19 protein-coding genes and 1 pseudogene are annotated in these 20,850 nt (G+C 70.3%); 15 read left to right on the top strand and 5 right to left on the bottom strand.

What is annotated here, in order from left to right; genetic code table 11:
• Positions 1 to 56: 56 nt before the first annotated feature.
• Together IH68_RS0146960 and hisS are read left to right on the top strand one after the other, a co-directional pair.
• A complete protein-coding gene (locus tag IH68_RS0146960) occupies positions 57 to 767 on the top strand; it encodes an MBL fold metallo-hydrolase (protein WP_030949466.1) in 711 nt (236 codons plus the stop codon).
• 11 nt (positions 768 to 778) lie between these two features.
• Complete coding sequence (gene hisS / locus IH68_RS0146965) at positions 779 to 2,041, top strand: histidine--tRNA ligase (RefSeq protein WP_030949469.1); 1,263 nt, start codon at positions 779 to 781, stop codon at positions 2,039 to 2,041.
• A gap of 219 nt (positions 2,042 to 2,260) precedes the next feature.
• Here the strand turns inward: hisS and IH68_RS0146970 are convergent, their stop codons facing one another.
• From IH68_RS0146970 to IH68_RS0146985, 4 genes are read right to left on the bottom strand one after another with little or no spacing between them, the layout of a single operon-like run.
• Positions 2,261 to 2,884, bottom strand: coding sequence for a response regulator (locus IH68_RS0146970; protein WP_030949471.1), 624 nt, complete (start codon positions 2,882 to 2,884; stop codon positions 2,261 to 2,263).
• The gene (locus IH68_RS0146975) at positions 2,881 to 4,131 is read right to left on the bottom strand and encodes a sensor histidine kinase (protein ID WP_030949473.1); all 1,251 of its coding nucleotides are present in this window, start codon (positions 4,129 to 4,131) and stop codon (positions 2,881 to 2,883) included. The genes IH68_RS0146970 and IH68_RS0146975 overlap by 4 nt, the downstream gene beginning before the upstream one ends.
• Entirely contained in the window at positions 4,089 to 4,934 is an 846-nt protein-coding gene (locus IH68_RS0146980) for an ABC transporter permease (RefSeq protein WP_030949476.1), read from the bottom strand. Before IH68_RS0146980 ends, IH68_RS0146975 begins: the two co-directional genes overlap by 43 nt.
• A complete protein-coding gene (locus IH68_RS0146985) occupies positions 4,931 to 5,797 on the bottom strand; it encodes an ABC transporter ATP-binding protein (RefSeq protein ID WP_030949479.1) in 867 nt (288 codons plus the stop codon). The genes IH68_RS0146980 and IH68_RS0146985 overlap by 4 nt, the downstream gene beginning before the upstream one ends.
• A gap of 146 nt (positions 5,798 to 5,943) precedes the next feature.
• Here IH68_RS0146985 and IH68_RS0146990 point away from each other — a divergent pair, with 146 nt between their 5' ends.
• The 3 genes from IH68_RS0146990 to rpsD all read left to right on the top strand — a co-directional run bounded on the left by IH68_RS0146990 (position 5,944) and on the right by rpsD (position 8,947).
• Positions 5,944 to 6,606 (top strand): vitamin K epoxide reductase family protein, encoded by a 663-nt coding sequence (locus IH68_RS0146990; protein WP_030949482.1) that lies wholly within the window; start codon positions 5,944 to 5,946, stop codon positions 6,604 to 6,606.
• Between the two features lie 70 nt (positions 6,607 to 6,676).
• Entirely contained in the window at positions 6,677 to 8,032 is a 1,356-nt protein-coding gene (locus IH68_RS0146995) for a replication-associated recombination protein A (RefSeq protein ID WP_030949485.1), read from the top strand.
• A gap of 300 nt (positions 8,033 to 8,332) precedes the next feature.
• On the top strand, positions 8,333 to 8,947 hold the full coding sequence (gene rpsD / locus IH68_RS0147000) for a 30S ribosomal protein S4 (RefSeq protein WP_030949488.1): 615 nt from the start codon (positions 8,333 to 8,335) through the stop codon (positions 8,945 to 8,947).
• A 24-nt stretch (positions 8,948 to 8,971) separates the two neighbouring features.
• Here rpsD and IH68_RS0147005 read toward each other — a convergent pair whose 3' ends face one another.
• Entirely contained in the window at positions 8,972 to 11,125 is a 2,154-nt protein-coding gene (locus IH68_RS0147005) for an ATP-binding protein (RefSeq protein ID WP_030949491.1), read from the bottom strand.
• Positions 11,126 to 11,277: 152 nt separating this feature from the next.
• On the opposite strand from IH68_RS0147005, the gene IH68_RS0147010 reads away from it, so the two are divergent.
• The 10 genes and pseudogenes from IH68_RS0147010 to IH68_RS58855 all read left to right on the top strand — a co-directional run.
• Positions 11,278 to 11,721: a DUF948 domain-containing protein gene (locus IH68_RS0147010; protein WP_030949495.1), complete on the top strand. Its 444-nt coding sequence runs from the start codon at positions 11,278 to 11,280 to the stop codon at positions 11,719 to 11,721.
• A gap of 9 nt (positions 11,722 to 11,730) precedes the next feature.
• Complete coding sequence (locus tag IH68_RS0147015; RefSeq protein ID WP_030949498.1) at positions 11,731 to 12,084, top strand: hypothetical protein; 354 nt, start codon at positions 11,731 to 11,733, stop codon at positions 12,082 to 12,084.
• Positions 12,084 to 14,756, top strand: coding sequence for an alanine--tRNA ligase (gene alaS, locus IH68_RS0147020; RefSeq protein WP_030949500.1), 2,673 nt, complete (start codon positions 12,084 to 12,086; stop codon positions 14,754 to 14,756). Before IH68_RS0147015 ends, alaS begins: the two co-directional genes overlap by 1 nt.
• 2 nt (positions 14,757 to 14,758) lie before the next feature.
• Positions 14,759 to 15,223 (top strand): Holliday junction resolvase RuvX, encoded by a 465-nt coding sequence (ruvX, locus tag IH68_RS0147025; protein ID WP_030949503.1) that lies wholly within the window; start codon positions 14,759 to 14,761, stop codon positions 15,221 to 15,223.
• A gap of 122 nt (positions 15,224 to 15,345) precedes the next feature.
• Positions 15,346 to 17,004 (top strand): endolytic transglycosylase MltG, encoded by a 1,659-nt coding sequence (gene mltG, locus IH68_RS0147030; protein ID WP_030949504.1) that lies wholly within the window; start codon positions 15,346 to 15,348, stop codon positions 17,002 to 17,004.
• On the top strand, positions 17,004 to 17,819 hold the full coding sequence (locus IH68_RS0147035) for a shikimate dehydrogenase (protein ID WP_030949506.1): 816 nt from the start codon (positions 17,004 to 17,006) through the stop codon (positions 17,817 to 17,819). Before mltG ends, IH68_RS0147035 begins: the two co-directional genes overlap by 1 nt.
• 154 nt (positions 17,820 to 17,973) lie before the next feature.
• Positions 17,974 to 18,892 (top strand): annotated as a pseudogene (aroC, locus tag IH68_RS51050) (chorismate synthase).
• Positions 18,889 to 19,404 (top strand): shikimate kinase, encoded by a 516-nt coding sequence (locus tag IH68_RS0147045; protein WP_030949509.1) that lies wholly within the window; start codon positions 18,889 to 18,891, stop codon positions 19,402 to 19,404. The pseudogene aroC and the gene IH68_RS0147045 overlap by 4 nt, the downstream one beginning before the upstream one ends.
• Positions 19,401 to 20,492: a 3-dehydroquinate synthase gene (aroB, locus tag IH68_RS0147050; RefSeq protein ID WP_030949512.1), complete on the top strand. Its 1,092-nt coding sequence runs from the start codon at positions 19,401 to 19,403 to the stop codon at positions 20,490 to 20,492. Before IH68_RS0147045 ends, aroB begins: the two co-directional genes overlap by 4 nt.
• Before the next feature lie 163 nt (positions 20,493 to 20,655).
• Positions 20,656 to 20,850: Pro-rich N-terminal domain-containing protein (locus tag IH68_RS58855; RefSeq protein WP_234341828.1), on the top strand; the 195-nt coding region annotated here is incomplete at its 3' end.

Consider the following 20,850-nt stretch of genomic DNA (forward strand, 5'->3'; position numbering starts at 1 on the left):
CCGGTAGGCTCTGAGGTCAGCAGCAGCCGCCCGTATCGACACAACGAAGGACGATCGTGCTCATTGCCGGGTTCCCCGCCGGGGCCTGGGGGACGAACTGTTATCTCGTCGCCCCCGCCGCCGGTGAGGAGTGCGTGATCATCGACCCGGGCCATCAGGCCGCCCAAGGAGTCGAGGAAGCGCTGAAGAAGCATCGGCTCAAGCCCGTCGCGGTCGTCCTCACCCATGGCCACATCGACCATGTGGCCTCGGTCGTCCCGGTGTGCGGCGCGCACGACGTACCGGCCTGGATCCACCCCGAGGACCGCTACATGATGGCGGACCCGGAGAAGGCGCTCGGCCGCTCCATCGGCATGCAGCTCATGGGCGAGCTGACGGTGGGGGAGCCCGACGACGTCAAGGAGCTGACCGACGGCGCGCAGCTGGCGCTCGCGGGTCTGGAGTTCTCCGTCGCGCATGCGCCCGGCCATACCAAGGGGTCGGTGACCTTCCAGATGCCCGAGAGTGCGGAGATCCCTTCCGTGTTCTTCTCCGGGGATCTGCTCTTCGCCGGCTCCATCGGACGCACCGACCTGCCCGGCGGTGACATGGCCGAGATGCTCGACTCGCTGGCCCGTGTGTGCCTGCCGCTCGAGGACTCGACCGTGGTGCTGTCCGGCCACGGCCCCCAGACGACCATCGGCCAGGAGCGCGCCACCAACCCGTATCTGCGGCAGGTGGCCGCCGGCCTGGGAGCGGATGTCGACGCTCCCCGACGAGGAATGTGACGAGACCTTCCGTGAGCACCTTCAAGGCCCCCAAGGGCACGTACGACCTGATTCCGCCGGACAGCGCCAAGTTCCTGGCAGTCCGCGAGGCGATCGCCGCGCCGCTGCGCAACTCCGGTTACGGCTACATCGAGACCCCCGGCTTCGAGAGCGTCGAGCTCTTCGCGCGCGGTGTCGGCGAGTCCACCGACATCGTGACCAAGGAGATGTACGCCTTCGAGACCAAGGGCGGCGACAGGCTCGCCCTGCGCCCCGAGGGCACGGCGTCCGTGCTGCGCGCGGCGCTGGAGGCCAACCTGCACAAGCTGGGCAACCTGCCCGTCAAGCTCTGGTACTCGGGCTCCTACTACCGCTACGAGCGCCCGCAGAAGGGCCGTTACAGGCACTTCTCGCAGGTCGGCGCGGAGGCGATCGGTGCGGAGGACCCGGCGCTGGACGCCGAGCTGATCATCCTGGCGGACCAGGCGTACCGCTCGCTGGGCCTGAGCAACTTCCGGATCCTGCTCAACAGCCTGGGCGACAAGGAGTGCCGTCCCGTCTACCGGACCGCGCTGCAGGACTTCCTGCGCGGACTCGACCTCGACGAGGACACCCTCCGCCGCGCCGAGATCAACCCGCTGCGCGTCCTGGACGACAAGCGCGAGTCGGTCCAGAAGCAGCTGGGCGATGCCCCCCTCCTGCGCGACTATCTCTGCGACGCCTGCAAGGCGTACCACGAGGAGGTCCGCGAGCTGATCACGGCGGCGGGCGTCGCATTCGAGGACGACCCGAAGCTGGTGCGCGGCCTGGACTACTACACCCGTACGACCTTCGAGTTCGTCCACGACGGTCTGGGCTCCCAGTCCGCGGTGGGCGGCGGCGGCCGCTACGACGGCCTGTCGGAGATGATCGGCGGTCCGGCCCTTCCGTCCGTCGGCTGGGCGTTGGGCGTCGACCGCACGGTCCTGGCGCTGGAGGCGGAGGGTGTCGAACTCGAACTCCCCTCCACGACCAGCGTGTTCGCGGTGCCGCTGGGGGAGGAGGCGCGCCGGATCCTGTTCGCGAAGGTCACCGAGCTGCGCAAGCTCGGCATCGCGGCGGACTTCTCCTACGGTGCCAAGGGGCTCAAGGGCGCGATGAAGAACGCCAACCGCAGCGGCGCCCGCTACACGGTCGTGGCCGGGGAGCGTGACCTCGCCGAGGGTATCGTCCAGCTCAAGGACATGGAGTCCGGCGAGCAGTCGGCGGTCGGGGTGAACGAGATCGTGGCGGAGCTGGAGGCACGGCTCGGCTGAGGGTTTTTCGCCCCCGCCGCCCCTACCCGTCCCGACCCGTGGGCCAGCCCCCGGACCCCCGCTCCTCAAACGCCGGAGGGGCTGAATTTCAGCCCGTCCGGCGTTTGAGGACGAGGCCGTTCAGGCCGAAAGCGGGGGTCTGGGGGCGGCAGCCCCCAGGGACGGGAATGGGAAGGGGCGGCGGGGGCGACTGCAATCATCAGCGGCTCCGCCGCGGGCTCAGTCCAGCAACCCCAACCGCATCGCACTGGTCACCGCCGCCGTCCGATCGTCGACCCCCAACTTGCCGAAGACCCGCAGGAGATGGGTCTTCACCGTCGACTCGCCGATGAACAACCGCCGCCCGATCTCCGCGTTCGTACATCCCTCCGCCACCAGCCGCAAGACCGCCGCCTCCCGCTCGGACAACCGAGGCCGCTCCGGCTTGGTGCGCAGCTGGTCGACCAGCCGGGCCGCGACCGAGGGCGCCAGCACCGTCTCGCCGCGCGAGGCCGCCCGTACCGCTTCCGCGAGTTCCGCCCGCGGCATGTCCTTGAGCAGGTAGCCCGCCGCGCCGGCCTCCACTGCCCGCAGAATGTCCCGGTCCGTCTCGTACGTCGTCAGGACGATCACCCGGCACGGCAGCCCCGCCTCGCCCATCCGCACGATCGAGTCCACGCCCCCGCCGCCCGGCATTCGCAGATCCATCAGCACGATGTCGGGCCGGAGTTCGGCCGCGAGTGCCTCCGCCTGCGGACCGCTCGCCGCGTCGGCGACGACCTCCAGGTCCGGCTCGGCGCTGAGCATCGCCCGCAGGCCCTCCCGTACGACGGGGTGGTCGTCGGCCAGGACGATCCGGATCACGATGAGCTCCTCCCCGGTGGAACGGGCAGTGATACGGGCAGGCAGACCGTCACCGTCGTGCCGTCCCCCGGTGTGCTGCGGACCTGCGCCGTCCCGCCGACCTCGCCGGCGCGGGCGCGCAGCCCCGCCAGACCGTAGCCGTCGCAGGGGGCGCCGGGGTCGAAGCCGCAGCCGTCGTCCCGTACCGACACGGTGAGCGCGTCGTCGGAGTAGGCCAGCGCGATACCCACTGCCGCCGAACTCCCCGCGTGTTTGCGGGCGTTGGCCAGGGCCTCCTGGCAGGAGCGCAGGGCCACCACTTCGGGAGCGGCGGGCAGCGGGCGCACAGGACCCTTCACCTCCAGCGTCGCCTCGTGGCGGGCGGCCAGGCGGCGCAGGGCGTCCGGGAGGGAGGTGCCGTCGAGGTCGGCGGGGGCGGCACCGGCGACCAGGGCGCGGGCCTCGGCGAGGTTCTGCCGGGCCGTCTCGTCCATGAGCGCCAGATGGCGGCGGGCCTGCGGGACGTCGTGGTCGAGTTCGGCCTCCACCGCCTGGATCAGCATCAGCAGGCTGGTGAACCCCTGCGCAAGGGTGTCGTGGATCTCCCGGGCCATGCGCTCGCGTTCGGCCAGGGCGCCGTGCGCGGTCGAGAGGCGGGAGATCTCGTGGCGGCTGGCGTCGAGTTCGGCGATCAGCTCGGCCCTTTCCCAGCTCTGCTCGATGATCCGGATGATCCAGCTGCCGATCACCACCGAGAAGACGAGGGTGACCACGGAGAAGAGGAAGTTGGCGAACAGGTCCGCGCCGCTGGGCTGCCACAGCAGCGCCCAACCGGCCACCGGTACCAGGTTGATCACGCTGACCGCCGCCAGCGACCAGCGCAGGCGAAGCGTCATGAAGCACTGGGGGATCAGAGCGAACGCCATCAGCCGCGTCTCGCCCACCAGCACGGCCGACGGCAGGAACAGTGCTATCGCCGCGGTGAGATAGCGCAGCGCCTGCCCCTGGTCCGGTGGGTCCTCCTGGAGCAGCGGGCGCCCCACCACCGCATACCAGGGCACCAACGGGACGAGCAGCGCCGCCGCGACCGCACGGACCGGGAATCCCGGGTGGGCCGCGGCGAGCACGAAGACGAGGGTGGCCGCCCAGGCGACCGCGAAGTACCCGTCCCAGAGCCGGATCGTCCGGTCCCAGGCGTGCTCCCCACGGGCCGCACCTGGACGGTTCACCCGTCGCGCCGGGTCTTCCAGCGGAAGGTCAGCAGACACAGCACCAATCCTCCGACGCACCAGGCGGCCAGCACCAGCGCGACCTTCCCGAACTCCCAGCTCCCGGCCTGCTCCAGGACCCGCGCGGAATCCGGCAGGAACACGCCCCGAAGACCCTGGCACAGCCACTTCAGCGGGAACAGGGCACCGATGTTCAGCATCCAGTCCGGGATGGTGTCGATGGAGATGTACACGCCGGAGATGAACTGCAGGACCAGGAAGGGGAGTACGACCACGGAGCTCGCGCTCTTCGCCGACTTGGGCACCGAGCTGATCGCGATGCCGAGCAGCGCGCACCCGGTCAGCCCCAGTACGAAGATCCAGGCGAAGTCGAACCACCGGGACGCGTCAGAGGGCAGGTCGACGCCGTACAAGGTGGTGCCGACGAGGAGGAGGATCGCCGTCTCGACGACACCGGTGAACAGAACCAGCCAGATCTTGCCCAGGAAGTACGCCGACGGAGGCATCGGCGTGCCGCGCAGCCGGCGCAGCACCTTCTCGTCCCGTTCCACCGCGATCGAGATGCCCAGCGACTGGAAGCTGGTCGACATGATGCCGGAGGCCATCATCGCGGGAACGTACAGCTGGGAGGCGGTGACGCCGGAGCCGTGGACGTCGTCGTGGAAGATCGACGCGAACAGGAACAGGAACACGACCGGGAACGCGAACGTGAACACCACCTGGTCGCGCTGCCGGAAGAACTGCTTGATCTCCAGCGCGCCGCGGCGCAGGCCCAGCCCCCAGGCTCCCGGCAGCCGCTGGGCGGGCGCCTCGGCCCTGGTCCGGGCGGCGGTCGTCGTCATCGTGCGTCCTCCTGCCCGGTCAGCCGGAGGTAGACGTCCTCCAGGGTGGGGCGGGCCACCCGCAGGCCCGGGATCTCGCCGTCGAAGCGGCGCATGAGCTCGGCGACCGTCCTGGTGGGGGTGTCGGTGCGCTCGGTGCGGGTGACGCCGTCCGGCTCGGTCCACTCGACGGTGGCCTCCGTGCCGTACCGCTCCCGCAGGGCGGCGGGCTCACCCTCGGCGACGACCTGCCCCTTGGCGACGACGGCGAGCCGGTCGGCGAGCGCCTCCGCCTCCTCCAGGTAGTGCGTGGTCAGCAGGATCGTCGTGCCCTCCTCGGACAGCAGCCGGATCAGGTCCCAGAACTGCCGCCGGGCCGCCGGGTCGAAACCGGTCGTCGGCTCGTCCAGGAGCAGCAGCTCGGGGTCGCCGATCACGCCCAGGGCGACGTCGAGGCGCCGGCGCTGGCCTCCGGAGAGCGCCTTGATCCGGCTGCCCGCCTTCGCTTCGAGACCCACCAGCCCGATGACCTCCTCCGGGACCCGCGGCCTCGGGTAGTAGCGGGCGAAGTGCCGTACGGTCTCGCGGACCGTCAACTCGGCGGGCGCCGATTCGTCCTGCCAGACGATTCCGACACGTGACCGCCACGCGCGCGTGCCGGTCGCCGGGTCCGAGCCGAGCACCGACACCTCGCCCCCGTCCCGCGTCCGGTTGCCCTGAAGGATCTCCACCGTGGTGCTCTTGCCGGCGCCGTTGGGTCCCAGCAGGCCGAACACCTCGCCACGCCGAATGCCCAGATCGATGCCGTCCACGGCGGTCACGTCCCCGTACTGCTTGCGCAGCCCCCGTACGTCCACCGCGAGTTCGTTCGCGTGTGCTGTCATGCCGTTCAGCCTCGGCCGGAACCGAACGCTCCGGGACGACCGTGCGTACTTCCTTATGTCCACCGAACGGTGGACAGTGGCCTTAGTGCGGCACAATGGCCCCTGCCCGAAGAAGGTCCAACTCTCAAGCAGACGGAATCGGCGTGATGAGCAAGACCACAGTCAAAGACGTCTCCACCGAGTCCGAGCCCGCTCCCGACCGCGACTCCGCGGGACCACGCACAGTGGGCGGCAGCCGGGCGTTCGCCCTGCTGCTGATCATCACGGGCGCGGCCGGTCTGCTCGCCGCCTGGGTCATCACGATCGACAAGTTCAAGCTGCTCGAGGCGAAGGTCGAGGGCAAGACCTTCACCCCCGGCTGCAGCCTCAACCCGGTCGTCTCCTGCGGCAGCGTGATGGAGTCCAAGCAGGCCGCCGCCTTCGGCTTCCCGAACCCGATGCTCGGCCTGGTCGCCTACGGCATCGTCATCTGCGTCGGCATGAGCCTGCTGGCCCGCGCCCGATTCCCGCGCTGGTACTGGCTCACCTTCAACTTCGGCACGCTCTTCGGCGTCGGCTTCTGCACCTGGCTGCAGTTCCAGTCGCTGTACCGCATCAACGCGCTGTGCCTGTGGTGCTCCCTGGCCTGGGTCGCGACGATCACCATGTTCTGGTACGTGACCTCGTTCAACATCCGCAACGGCTTCCTGCCCGCCCCGCGCTGGCTGAAGAGCTTCTTCGGCGAGTTCACCTGGGTGCTGCCCGTGCTGCACGTCGGCATCATCGGCATGCTGGTGCTGACCCGCTGGTGGGACTTCTGGACCAGCTGAGCCCCGGCCTCGGGCCCCGGCCTCCCGGGGCCCGAGGGGATTGTCAGTGCCGTGATTTAGGGTTCTTGACGTGGAGCCCGACCTGTTCACCGCAGCCGCAGAAGAACGCCAGGAGAAGGACCCGACCGGCAGTCCCCTGGCGGTGCGGATGCGCCCGCGCACCCTCGACGAGGTGGTGGGCCAGCAGCACCTGCTGAAGCCCGGTTCGCCCCTGCGCCGCCTGGTCGGCGAGGGCGCGGGCGGCCCCGCCGGCCCGTCCTCGGTGATCCTCTGGGGCCCGCCCGGCACCGGCAAGACGACCCTGGCGTACGTCGTCTCCAAGGCCACCAACAAGCGCTTCGTCGAACTGTCGGCGATCACCGCGGGCGTCAAGGAGGTCCGCGCGGTCATCGACGGCGCCCGCCGGGCCACGGGCGGCTTCGGCAAGGAGACCGTCCTCTTCCTCGACGAGATCCACCGCTTCAGCAAGGCCCAGCAGGACTCCCTCCTCCCGGCGGTCGAGAACCGCTGGGTGACACTGATTGCGGCGACCACGGAGAACCCGTACTTCTCGGTGATCTCCCCGCTCCTGTCCCGCTCGCTCCTCCTGACCCTCGAACCCCTCACCGATGACGACCTCCGGGGGCTGCTCAAGCGGGCGCTGAGCGACGAGCGTGGCCTGAAGGACGCCGTCACCCTCCCCGAGGACACCGAGGACCACCTCCTGCGCATCGCCGGCGGCGACGCCCGCCGCGCCCTGACCGCGCTGGAAGCGGCCGCCGGAGCCGCCCTCGACAAGGGCGAGACGGAGGTCTCCCTGACGACCCTGGAGGAGACGGTCGACCGGGCGGCGGTGAAGTACGACCGCGACGGCGACCAGCACTACGACGTCGCCAGCGCCCTCATCAAGTCCATCCGCGGCTCCGACGTGGACGCCGCTCTGCACTACCTGGCCCGCATGATCGAGGCCGGAGAGGACCCCCGCTTCATTGCCCGCCGCCTGATGATCTCCGCCAGCGAGGACATCGGCCTCGCCGATCCCAACGCCCTGCCGATAGCCGTCGCCGCGGCCCAGGCCGTCGCCATGATCGGCTTCCCCGAGGCCGCCCTCACCCTCAGCCACGCCACCATCGCCCTCGCCCTCGCTCCGAAGTCGAACGCCGCGACCACGGCGATCGGCGCAGCCATGGAAGACGTACGCAAGGGACTGGCGGGTCCGGTGCCCCCGCACCTGCGCGACGGGCACTACAAGGGCGCCGCCAAGCTCGGGCACGCGCAGGGGTACGTCTATCCACACGACCTGCCGGAGGGCATCGCCGAGCAGCAGTACGCCCCGGACGCCCTCAAGGACCGCGAGTACTACACCCCGACCAGACACGGAGCCGAGGCGCGGTACGCGGACGCGGTGGAATGGACCAGGCAGCACCTCGGTCGCAAGCGGTCCTGAGCGCCCTGTAGAATCCTGCGAAGTGCTGCGTCCTGTGCAGTCAGAACAGGACAGTCAGCCGGAGTCCCGGCCCCCGGGCCGGGTTCCAGGAGCGTCGCGCACCGTTCGATTGGTGTCGCGGGCAGCCCACCACCACCTGTCGTACGACGGGAGAGGTCGGTGGGCCACTCGCGTGCTGCACGTATGTGCCCAGACCAGGGGAGCGGCTGCCCGGCAGGTCCACGGACCTGAAGGGTTTCCCCGGCTGCGGATGCGACCTCCCTCAATCCTGACAAGCCGAACACTGAGAAATGAGAGATTGTGGCGAACCAGTCCCGCCCCAAGGTCAAGAAGTCGCGTGCCCTCGGCATCGCGCTGACCCCGAAGGCCGTCAAGTACTTCGAGGCCCGCCCCTACCCGCCGGGTGAGCACGGCCGTGGCCGCAAGCAGAACTCGGACTACAAGGTCCGTCTGCTCGAGAAGCAGCGTCTGCGCGCGCAGTACGACGTGTCCGAGCGCCAGCTCGTCCGCGCCTACGAGCGTGCCTCCAAGGTCCAGGGCAAGACCGGTGAGGCCCTGATCATCGAGCTCGAGCGCCGCCTCGACGCCCTGGTCCTGCGTTCGGGCATCGCCCGCACCATCTACCAGGCCCGTCAGATGGTCGTTCACGGCCACATCGAGGTCAACGGCCAGAAGGTCGACAAGCCCTCCTTCCGCGTCAAGCCCGACGACGTCGTGATGGTTCGCGAGCGCAGCCGCGAGAAGACCCTCTTCTCCATCGTCCGTGAGGGCGGCTTCGCCCCCGAGGGCGAGACCCCGCGCTACCTCCAGGTGAACCTCAAGGCCCTGGCGTTCCGCCTGGACCGTGAGCCGAACCGCAAGGAGATCCCGGTGATCTGCGACGAGCAGCTCGTCGTCGAGTACTACGCCCGCTGATCACCAGCAGGCGGTAGCACCACCTCAGCCCGCCGTCTCCCCGCCCTTGTGGGCGCGGGAGGCGGCGGGTTCGTGCATGTTCACGCTCGCCGTCGCATGCCGGACCGGCCCCCGCGGCGACGCAGCGGCCTCCCTCGGCCGCTCCAACGCCCGCGACACCGCCGCCTCCCGCACCAGCCGGGCCCCTTCCGTCACGCACTCCTCGTACCGCTCGTCCCCGAGCTGCTCCCGCGCCATCGCCTCGCACAGCTCGTGCGGCGCGTTGTAGTGCGCCGAGCCGAACAGCCGCAGACCGACCGAGGGCCACATCCGGGCCGCCGCACCCTGCAGCACCGCCGCCTCCGCCGCATCGCCCTGCACGGCCGTGACCAGGGCAAGCAGCTCGACCGCCAGCACCGAACCGAGCAGGTCGTGGAAGGAATGGGCGCCGGCGAGGCAGTCCGTCAGCAGGGTGCGAGCCCTTGCCGGGTCGCCGTCGGCCCAGGCCGCGTACGCGAGGACGTACAGGGCATAGGTGCGGGTCCACCGCTCGCCGTGATCCTCGCACACCCGGCGCACGTCCTCGCACAGCCGCACCGCGTCCGGCAGATCGCCCTGGAAAGCGCGCGCCATGGCCAGTTCGACCTGCCCCATCAGCACATTGCTGTTGAGTTCGCCGATCTCCCGGTAGCGGTCCAGCGCCGAACGCAGCAGGGTCTCCGCGCGCGCCATGTCGTCCGTGACCAGGGCCAGGCAACCTGTGCGGTGCTCCGCGTACGCCACCGCTGTCGCGTCGCCCGAGCGCTCCGCCTCCTCCCAGCACTCGTGCAGCGCCGCCAGCGCGGGCACCGTGTCGCCCTGCAGGATCGCCACATAGCCGAGCACCCACAGCGCCTTCAGCCGGGACCGCTCGTGGCCGGAGTCCAGCTGCACGACCTGCTCCAGCCAGTGCCGCCCCTCCGACAGCCGCCCGCAGCCCGCCCAGTAGAACCACAGCGAGCCCGCGAGGTACTGGCCCAGATATGCCGCCTCCGGCTCGGCCAGGCAGTGCTCCAGCGCGCAGCGCAGATTCGGCAGCTCCGCGTCCACCCGCGCGGCCACCTCGTTCTGGCGCGGCGAGAACCAGTCCAGCTCGCACCAGGTCGCAAGCCCCAGGTACCAGTCGCGGTGCCGCCGCCGCAGCCGGGCCGCGTCTCCCGTCGCCTCCAGCCAGTCGGCGCCGTACGCCCGGACCGTGTCCAGCATCCGGTAGCGCACACCCGCCGGCGTCTCCTCGCGCGCGACCAACGACTGCGCGAGCAGCTCGGCGAGCACGTCGAGGACGTCGTCGGCCTCCAGACCGTGCCCGCTGCACACGTACTCGACGGCCTCCAGCTCGAACTGCCCGGCGAAGACCGACAGCCGCGACCACAGCAACCGCTCCTGGGGCGTGCACAGTTCATGACTCCAGCCGATGGCCAGGCGCAGGGTCCGATGACGGGGCAGCGCATCCCGTCCGCCGCCGGTCAGCAGCCGGAAGCGGTCGTCGAGCCGCTCCAGCAGCTGCCCGGCAGACAGGGCCCGCAGCCGGCCCGCGGCCAGCTCGACGGCGAGCGGGATGCCGTCCAGGCGCCGGCACACCTCCCGTACCTCCGGCCCGTCCGCCACCGCCGGACCCTGCTCGGCCGCCCGGCTCAGCAACAGCCCGACCGCCTCGTCCTCCGCCAGCGGTGCCAGCGGGAACACCCGCTCACCCGCCACGCCCAGCGGTCTGCGCCCCACGGCGAGCACCCGCAGTCCGGGCAGCTGCCCGAGCAACTCGCCCACCAGACCGGCACACGCCTCCACCAGATGCTCGAACCCGTCCAGTACGAGCAGGAGTTGGCGCTCGGCGAGATGCGCGAGCAGCGTCTCGCGCGGCAGCCGCGTGGTGTGGTCGGTCAGCCCCAGCGCCTCCACCACGGCGTAGTCGACGAACTCCGGATCGCGCACCGGCGCCAGCTCCACCCACCACACCCCGTCACGCGGCGCGCACCGCACGGCCGCCCGCGCCGCGAGCCGTGACTTGCCGACCCCGCCCGCGCCCGTCACCGTCACCAGACGAGCCGCGCCGAGCACCCCCGCCAGCCCGGCGAGTTCGGCCGAGCGCCCCACGAACGCATTGAGCTCCAGGGGAAGATTGCCGTGCATGGAGCTGCCGCCGCGCTGATGATCCCGCATGGAATACGGAGCGTACTGACCCGTATTCAGTCCGTACAATCGCTTCGCGCAACTCGGCAGCGCGTGGACGGTAATGCGGTGCGGAGCCCCGCCCCCGGCGCGATAGGCTCGGCCTACGACTTTTCGATGTTCAGGCATGTTCCAGGGAGCGGGTGCACGTGGTGTCCGGTGGAGAGGTGGCCGGGATCCTGGTGGCCGTCTTCTGGGCGATCCTGGTCTCCTTCCTCGCCGTCGCGCTGGCGAGGGTGGCCCAGACGCTCAAGGCGACCACCAAGCTCGTGGCGGACGTGACCGATCAGGCCGTCCCGCTGCTGGCGGACGCCTCCGCGGCGGTGCGCTCCGCGCAGACCCAGATCGACCGGGTCGACGCGATCGCCACGGACGTCCAGGAGGTCACGTCGAACGCGTCGGCGCTGTCGACCACCGTCGCCTCCACCTTCGGCGGCCCCCTGGTCAAGGTCGCGGCGTTCGGCTACGGCGTCCGCCGGGCCCTGGGCGCCCGCCGGGACGACGTGCCCGCCAAGGAGCCGAGGCGTACCGTGATCGTGGGCCGGACCGTCCCGGCGGCGCGGCGGGGCAAGCGGAAGAAGGACTGAGACCTAGCGATGTTCCGCCGTACGTTCTGGTTCACCACGGGCGTCGCCGCCGGTGTGTGGGCCACCACCAAGGTCAATCGCAAGCTGAAGCAGCTGACCCCCGAGAACCTTGCCGCCTCCGCGGCCAACAAGGCGCTCGAGGCCGGTCACCGGCTCAAGGACCGCGCGGTCGGCTTCGCGCTGGACGTCCGGGACAACATGGCCCAGCGGGAGGAGGAGCTGGGGGAGGCCCTCGGTATCAACGCGTCCCCCGAACTCCCCGCCCCCCGGCGGTACCCCGCCATCGAGAACCGCAACAGCCCGAAGTACGTCGAGGGCTCGACGTACCAGACGTACTCGTACAACCGGAATGAGGACCACTGATGGAGTCGGCCGAGATTCGCCGCCGCTGGCTGAGCTTCTTCGAGGAGCGCGGTCACACCGTCGTCCCTTCGGCGTCGCTCATCGCGGACGACCCGACTCTGCTCCTGGTCCCGGCCGGCATGGTGCCCTTCAAGCCCTACTTCCTCGGTGAGGTCAAGCCGCCCTTCCCGCGCGCCACCAGCGTGCAGAAGTGCGTGCGCACGCCCGACATCGAAGAGGTCGGCAAGACCACCCGGCACGGCACGTTCTTCCAGATGTGCGGCAACTTCTCCTTCGGCGACTACTTCAAGGAAGGCGCCATCAAGCACGCCTGGGAGCTGCTCACCAGCCCCCAGGACAAGGGCGGTTACGGCCTGGAGCCGGAGAAGCTCTGGATCACCGTCTACAAGGACGACGACGAGGCCGAGCGCATCTGGCACGAGGTCGTCGGCGTGCCCAAGGAGCGCATCCAGCGCCTCGGCATGAAGGACAACTACTGGTCCATGGGCGTCCCCGGCCCGTGCGGCCCCTGTTCCGAGATCAACTACGACCGCGGCCCGGAGTTCGGCGTCGAGGGCGGCCCGGCCGTCAACGACGAGCGGTACGTGGAGATCTGGAACCTCGTCTTCATGCAGTACGAGCGCGGCGAGGGCATCGGCAAGGACAACTTCGAGATCCTCGGCGAGCTCCCCAGCAAGAACATCGACACCGGCCTCGGCCTGGAACGACTCGCGATGATTCTGCAGGGCGTGCAGAACATGTACGAGATCGACACCTCGATGGCCGTCATCAAGAAGGCCACCGAGCTGACGGGTGTCGAGTACGGCGACGCGCACGACTCGGACGTCTCCCTGCGCGTGGTCACCGACCACATGCGTACGTCGGTGATGCTCATCGGCGACGGCGTGACCCCGGGCAACGAGGGCCGCGGCTACGTCCTGCGCCGCATCATGCGCCGCGCCATCCGCAACATGCGCCTGCTCGGCGCCACCGGCCCGGTCGTCCTCGACCTGATCGACACCGTGATCGGCATGATGGGCCAGCAGTACCCCGAGCTGGTCACCGACCGCGAGCGCATCGAGAAGGTCGCCGTCGCCGAGGAGAACGCCTTCCTCAAGACCCTGAAGGCCGGCACCAACATCCTCGACACCGCCGTCACCGAGACCAAGCAGTCCGGGGGCACGGTCCTCGCCGGCGACAAGGCGTTCCTGCTCCACGACACCTGGGGCTTCCCGATCGACCTCACCCTGGAGATGGCCGCCGAGCAGGGCCTCTCCGTGGACGAGGACGGCTTCCGCCGCCTGATGAAGGAGCAGCGGGAGCGCGCCAAGGCCGACGCCCAGGCCAAGAAGACCGGCCACGCCGGTGCCGGCGCCTACCGTGAGATCGCCGACAAGGTCGGCGAGACCGACTTCATCGGCTACGGCGACACCGAGGGCGAGTCCACCATCGTCGGCATCCTCGTCGACGGCGCCTCCTCCCCGGCCGCCACCGAGGGCGACGAGGTTGAGATCGTCCTCGACCGCACCCCGTTCTACGCCGAGGGCGGCGGCCAGATCGGCGACACCGGCAAGATCAAGGTCGACACCGGCGCCGTCATCGAGATCCGCGACTGCCAGAAGCCGGTCCCGGGCGTCTACGTCCACAAGGGCGTCGTCCAGGTCGGCGAGGTCACCGTCGGGGCCAAGGCCCACGCCTCCATCGACGCCCGCCGTCGCAAGGCCATCGCCCGCGCCCACTCGGCCACGCACCTCACCCACCAGGCGCTGCGCGACGCCCTCGGTCCGACGGCCGCCCAGGCCGGCTCCGAGAACCAGCCCGGCCGCTTCCGCTTCGACTTCGGCTCCCCGTCCGCCGTTCCCACGGCCGTGATGAGCGACGTCGAACAGAAGATCAACGAGGTGCTCGCCCGCGACCTCGACGTCCGCGCCGACGTCATGGGTATCGACGAGGCCAAGAAGCAGGGCGCCATCGCCGAGTTCGGCGAGAAGTACGGCGAGCGGGTCCGCGTCGTGACCATCGGCGACTTCTCCAAGGAGCTGTGCGGCGGCACGCACGTCCACAACACCGCCCAGCTGGGCCTGGTCAAGCTGCTCGGCGAATCGTCGATCGGCTCGGGTGTCCGCCGTATCGAGGCTCTCGTCGGTGTCGACGCCTACAGCTTCCTCGCGCGCGAGCACACGGTGGTCAACCAGCTGACCGAGCTGCTCAAGGGCCGCTCGGAGGAGCTGCCCGAGAAGGTCTCCGCCATGCTCGGCAAGCTGAAGGACGCCGAGAAGGAGATCGAGAAGTTCCGCGCCGAGAAGGTGCTGCAGGCCGCCGCGGGTCTCGTCGAGTCCGCCAAGGACATCCGCGGCGTCGCCGTGGTCACCGGCCAGGTCCCGGACGGCACGACCCCTGACGACCTGCGCAAGCTGGTCCTCGACGTACGCGGCCGCATCCAGGGCGGACGCGCCGCCGTGGTCGCCCTGTTCACGGTCAACAACGGCAAGCCCCTCACGGTCATCGCCACCAACGAGGCCGCCCGCGAGCGCGGCCTCAAGGCCGGCGACCTGGTCCGCACCGCCGCCAAGACCCTCGGCGGTGGCGGTGGCGGCAAGCCGGACGTCGCCCAGGGCGGCGGCCAGAACCCGGCCGCGATCGGCGAGGCCGTGGACGCCGTCGAGCGGCTGGTCACGGACACCGCGAAGTGACGATGCGCAGAGGCCGTCGACTCGCCATCGATGTCGGGGACGCCCGCATCGGGGTCGCCTCGTGCGACCCCGACGGGATTCTCGCCACCCCGGTGGAGACGGTCCCCGGCCGGGACATCCCGGCAGCTCACCGGCGACTCAAGCAACTCGTCGAGGAGTACGAGCCGATCGAGGTCGTCGTCGGCCTCCCTCGCTCCCTCAAGGGGGGCGAGGGCCCCGCGGCGGCAAAGGTTCGCGGCTTCGCACAGGAGCTCGCGAAGGGCATCGCCCCCGTGCCCGTCCGCCTCGTGGACGAGCGGATGACCACGGTGACGGCCAGTCAGGGACTGCGCGCCTCGGGCGTGAAGTCGAAGAAGGGCCGCTCGGTCATCGACCAGGCAGCCGCTGTGATCATCCTCCAGCAGGCCCTCGAATCCGAACGGGTGTCAGGTAAAGCACCCGGCGAGGGCGTCGAAGTGGTCATCTGATCGCGATACGGTAACGTTCCGCGCGTCTGCGCCGCTGTTCGAACAGCGGCTGCACAGCAAGAGGCGGGACGGAACCCGGCCCGAAAGCCGCGTAACCGCCGCCTCGCGGCTCTAGGGGATCGATGACTGAGTATGGCCGGGGCCCAGGCCCCGAACCGTGGCATCCGGAGGACCCGTCATACGGGAACGACGGATGGGGCGGACAGCAGGCCCAGGCGGGCCCGCAGTCCCCCTACGGCGGCCAGCCACAGCACTATCCGGAGCAGCCGCAGCAGCAGCACTACGGTGACTGGGGCAACGGCGAGCAGTCCGCATACGGTCAGGCGCAGCAGTATCCGCAGCATCAGTACCAGGGCTACGACCAGCAGTACTACGCAGGTCAGGGCCAACAGCAGTCGTACGACCAGGGCAGCTGGGGCGTCGGCACGCACACGCATGTCCAGTACACGGATCCGTCGGACCCGTATGCCCAGCAGGCCGCTGCCTACGGCGGCGACCAGCCCGACTACTACGGCACGCCCGACGCCTACCCGCCGCCCGAGCCGCCCGGCCGCAGGCAGGCCGAGCCCGAGCCGCAGACCGACTGGGACCCCGGCCCCGACCAGGGAGAACACGCCTTCTTCGCCGGAGGCGAGGACGACGAGGACGAGGACGACGACCCGCGCGCCGGCCGTAAGGCCCGCGGCGGCAAGAAGCCCAAGAAGCGCCGCAGCGGCTGCGCCTGCCTGGTGCTGGTCGTGATCTTCGCCGGAGGTACCGCCGGGGTCGGCTACTTCGGCTACCACTTCTACAAGGATCGTTTCGGCCCGGCCGCCGACTATGCGGGCGACGGAAACGGCCAGAAGGTCGTGGTCACCATCCCCAAGGGCGCGGGCGGCTATGACATCGGGCGGAAGCTCAAGGAAGAGGGCGTCGTCGAGAGCGTCGACGCATTCGTCTCCGCGCAGCAGTCGAACCCCGACGGCAAGAAGATCCAGGACGGCGTCTACACGCTGGAGAAGCACATGTCGGCCGCGAGCGCGGTCGAACTGATGCTCAGCCCGAAGAGCCGCAGCAACCTGGTCCTCGCCGAGGGCTTGCGCAACTCCCAGATCTACAAGCAGATCGACACGCGTCTCGGGGTGGCGGCGGGCACGACGGCCAAGGTCGCGCAGCAGGACTACAAGAACCTCGGCCTGCCTTCCTGGGCGCTGAACCACCCGAACGTGAAGGATCCGCTGGAAGGATTCCTCTACCCCTCCAGCTACGCGGTCAGCAAGGGCCAGAAGCCCGAGGCCGTCCTGAAGGACATGGTCACGCGGGCCAATGACAAGTACGAGGAACTCGGCCTCACGAAGAAGGCGAAGAGCCTCGGCCTCGACAGTCCCTGGCAGCTGCTCACCGTGGCGAGCCTGGCGCAGGCCGAGGGCACCAGCCACGACGACTTCCGCAAGATGGCCGAGGTCGTCTACAACCGTCTCAAGCCCGGAAACCCGGAGACCTACGGCTCGCTCGAGTTCGACTCGACGTACAACTACATCAAGAACCAGAGCAAGATCGACCTGAGCGTCGCCGCGCTGCGGAAGTACAACAACCCGTACAACACGTACTACGTCAAGGGTCTGCCGCCCGGCCCGATCGACAACCCCGGCGAGCTGGCCCTCAAGGGGGCGCTCGACCCGACGCACGACGGCTGGTACTACTTCATCTCGTTGGACGGCAAGACCAGCAAGTTCACCAAGACGCTCGCCGAGCACAACAAGCTGGTCGACGAATTCAATGCGTCGAGGAAAAAGAACTGATGACTGCGACCCGAAGGGCGGCCGTGCTCGGCTCGCCCATCGCCCACTCCCTGTCCCCGCGGCTGCACAACGCGGGGTACCGGGCGCTCGGCCTGGACGACTGGTCGTACGACAGGTTCGAGATCGACGAGGCTGCGCTGCCCGGGTTCTTCGCGCAGCTCGGCCCGGAGTGGGCGGGGCTGTCGCTGACGATGCCGCTGAAGCGCGCGGTGATCCCGCTGCTCGACGAGATCACCGACACGGCGGCCTCGGTGGAGGCGGTCAACACCGTGGTGTTCCGGCCCGACGGCCGGAAGGTCGGCGACAACACCGACATCCCCGGCCTGGTGGCGGCGCTGCACGAGCGCGGCGTGGAGAAGGCCGAGTCTGCGGCGATCCTGGGCGCGGGTGCCACCGCTTCCTCGGCCCTGGCCGCGCTCGCCCGGATCTGCACCGGCGAGGTCACCGTGTACGTGCGCAGCGAGCGGCGCGCGGACGAGATGCGGCAGTGGGGCGAGCGGCTCGGCGTGCAGGTCCGCCCGGCCGACTGGACGGATGCGGTACGGGCCTTCGAGGCGCCGCTGGTGATCTCCACGACCCCGGCCGGCGGCACCGATGCGCTGGCCGGGCAGCTGCCCGCACGGGTCGGCACCCTCTTCGACGTGCTCTACGAACCCTGGCCCACCCCTCTCGCCGCGGCCTGGCAGCAGCGGGGCGGGCAGGTGCTCAGCGGCCTCGACCTGCTGGTGCACCAGGCGGTCTTCCAGTTCCGCCAGTTCACCGGCGACCCTCGCTCCCCGCTCGCGGCCATGCGCGAGGCCGCACAGCTGGGTTGATCTGTCCGTTTGTCGGACTCGGATCGGACCCGTCGCCCGGACGTGGGAGGATCGGAGGTGGCGGGCCAGGGCCGCGCACCTGGTCGCGCCGTCGCCGTACGCGAGGACGCGCGTACGCAGGGCAGTACCAGGGCGCGAGCACTGAGGAGCACCGTTGAGCAGGTTGCGCTGGCTGACCGCGGGGGAGTCCCACGGTCCCGCACTCGTGGCGACGCTGGAGGGTCTTCCCGCCGGTGTGCCGGGTCGCGATCATGGTGGGCAACACCGAGTGGCCCAAGTGGGAGCAGGTCATGGCGGCCGATCCCGTCGACCCGGAGATCCTCGCCGGGCTGGCCCGTAACGCCCCGCTGACCCGTCCGCGTCCCGGTCACGCGGATCTGGCGGGCATGCAGAAGTACGGCTTCGACGAGGCCCGGCCGATCCTGGAGCGCGCGTCGGCACGGGCCGACGTCGAGAAGCTGGACGCGGACCCGCTGCGCTGCCTGGACGCGGATGCCTCGAAGGCGATGGTGGCCGAGGTCGACCAGGCGCACAAGGACGGCGACACCCTGGGCGGTGTGGTCGAGATTCTCGCGTACGGCGTTCCCGTCGGCCTGGGCTCGCACGTGCACTGGGACCGCAAGCTGGACGCGCGCCTCGCCGGTGCGCTGATGGGCATCCAGGCGATCAAGGGCGTGGAGATCGGTGACGGCTTCGAGCTGGCCCGGGTGCCGGGCTCCAAGGCACACGACGAGATCGTGAAGACCGACGAGGGAATCCGGCGTGTCTCCGGCCGCTCCGGCGGCACCGAAGGCGGCCTGACCACCGGTGAGTTGCTGCGGGTGCGGGCGGCGATGAAGCCGATCGCGACCGTGCCGCGCGCCCTGCAGACCGTGGACGTGGCCACGGGCGAGGCGACGCAGGCGCACCACCAGCGCTCGGACGTGTCCGCGGTGCCGGCGGCCGGCATCGTCGCGGAGGCCATGGTGGCGCTGGTGCTGGCGGATGCGGTGGCGGAGAAGTTCGGCGGCGACAGCGTCACCGAGACCCGCCGTAATGTGCAGTCCTACCTCGACAACCTGGCCATCCGATGACCGCTCCTCAGGTGGTGCTGGTCGGTCCGATGGGTGTGGGCAAGTCCACCGTCGGCAGGTTGCTGGCCGAGCGGCTCGGGGTCGGCTACCGGGACACGGACGACGACATCGTGGCCGAGCAGGGCCGCACGATCGCGGAGATCTTCGTCGACGAGGGCGAGCCGGTCTTCAGGGCTATCGAGAAGACCGCCGTACACAAGGCGCTGGCCGAGCACGACGGCGTCCTCGCCCTGGGGGGCGGTTCGATCCTGGACGCGGACACGCGTGCGCTGCTGGCCGGGCAGCGCGTGGTCTACCTCTCGATGGACGTCGAGGAGGCCGTCAAGCGCACCGGGTTGAACGCGGCCCGGCCGCTGCTCGCGGTCAACCCGCGCAAGCAGTGGCGCGAGCTGATGGAAGCACGGCGGTCGCTGTACGAGTCGGTGGCCACGGCGGTCGTGGCCACCGACGGCCGTACGCCCGAAGAAGTCACCCAAGTCGCCCTGGACGCACTGGAGTTGAAAGAAGCATGAGCGAGGCAGTCACCCGGATCCAGGTCGGCGGGAGCGCGGGCAGCGAACCGTACGAGGTCCTGGTGGGGCGTCAACTGCTCGGCGAACTGGGCGGGTTGATCGGCGACAAGGCCAAGCGGGTCGCCGTCGTGCACCCCGAGGCGCTCGCCGAGACCGGTGACGCGCTCCGTGCCGACCTGGCCGGGCAGGGTTTCGAGGCCGTCGCCATCCAGGTGCCGAACGCGGAAGAGGCCAAGACCGCCGAGGTCGCCGCCTACTGCTGGAAGGCGCTCGGCCAGTCCGGGTTCACCCGCACCGACGTCATCGTCGGCGTCGGCGGCGGCGCCACCACCGACCTCGCCGGGTTCGTGGCCGCCACCTGGCTGCGCGGGGTGCGCTGGATCGCGATCCCGACCACCGTGCTGGCCATGGTGGACGCCGCGGTCGGCGGCAAGACCGGCATCAACACCGCCGAGGGCAAGAACCTCGTCGGCGCCTTCCACCCGCCCGCCGGTGTGCTCTGCGACCTGGCGGCTCTGGACTCCCTGCCGGTCAACGACTACGTCTCCGGGCTCGCCGAGATCATCAAGGCCGGTTTCATCGCCGACCCGCAGATCCTGGAGTTGATCGAGGCCGACCCGCAGGCCGCCCGCACCCCGGCGGGCCCGCACACCGCCGAGCTCATCGAACGCTCCATCCGGGTCAAGGCCGAGGTCGTCTCGTCCGACCTGAAGGAGGCGGGCCTCAGGGAGATCCTCAACTACGGGCACACCCTGGGCCACGCCATCGAGAAGAACGAGCGCTACAAGTGGCGGCACGGCGCCGCGGTCTCGGTCGGCATGCACTTCGCCGCCGAACTCGGCCGCCTGGCAGGGAGGTTGGACGACGCCACGGCGGACCGCCACCGCACGGTCCTCGAATCCGTCGGCCTTCCCCTCCACTACCGCTACGACCAGTGGCCCAAGTTGCTGGAGGCGATGAAGGTCGACAAGAAGTCCCGCGGCGACCTGCTGCGCTTCATCGTCCTGGACGGCCTGGCCAAGCCGACCGTCCTGGAAAGCCCCGACCCGGCCGTCCTGCTGGCCGCGTACGGCGAAGTGGGCGAGTAGTCCACCGGTGTGTCATCCGTCCGATTTGCCTTACGGACATGGGCACTTCGGGCCGTCCCCGGCCGTTCACCAAACGGCGGCCGGGGCAGGTACCGTTCGGTAGGGAGCAGGCCTCGGGCCCGCTGCCAGCGCCAATTGCCTGTACGAGACGGAGTGGCACCGGATGCAGCACGCAGTGGGTTCTCCGCTGCCGCCGCCCCATCAGCCGGGGCACGGACCGGCCGGAGGCTGGTCGCCGGCCGCACACCAGCCGGGTCCGCACCAGGCGGGCCCGCACCAGGGCCCCGTCCCCGTGCCCCCGCCGCCCCCGGCACCGGGCTACCCCCAGGCGCCCGCCCCGCAGCACGCCCCGCCGGTT

Source organism: Streptomyces sp. NRRL S-646 (assembly GCF_000720765.1).
Lineage (GTDB): Bacteria > Actinomycetota > Actinomycetes > Streptomycetales > Streptomycetaceae > Streptomyces.